Source organism: Dietzia sp. Die43, from assembly GCF_024519835.1.
GTDB lineage: Bacteria > Actinomycetota > Actinomycetes > Mycobacteriales > Mycobacteriaceae > Dietzia > Dietzia kunjamensis.
In genome coordinates this window covers 1-378 of the sequence record NZ_JALJRF010000075.1, presented here as the reverse complement: position 1 = coordinate 378, position 378 = coordinate 1, and the positions used below count along the sequence as shown (strand labels likewise).

Genomic DNA, 378 nt, shown 5'->3' with positions numbered 1-378 from the left:
GTCCAGACCGAAGGTCTGGGACTCCTCGACCTTTATCACTCCCTCCTTGCCGACCTTTTCCCTTTCCTTTTCTCTTCTCTCTCCTCTTTCCTTTTCTCCTTCTTCTCTCCCCTCTTTTTCTTCTCTCTTCTCCTTTTTCTCTCTCTCCTTTTCTTCTTCTCTCCTTTTCTTTTTTCCTTCCTCTCCTTCCTTCTCTCTTCCTCTCTTTCTTCCCCCCCTCCCCCTTCCCCCCTCTTTTCTTCCCCCTTTCCTCCTCCTCTTCCTCTTTCTTCTCCTCCTCCCCTCTCTCCCCCTCTTTTTCCTCCTCCCCTCTCCTCTCTCCTTTCTTTCTCCCTCTCTTCTCTTTCCCTTCCCTCCCTCCCCTCTCCTCCTCCCTCC

At 51.9% G+C, this 378-nt stretch carries 1 protein-coding gene; it reads right to left on the bottom strand.

The annotated features are described in order from the left end of the window. On the bottom strand, window positions 1–378 hold a 378-nt coding region (locus NR111_RS18885), incomplete at both ends, for a hypothetical protein (protein ID WP_256821639.1).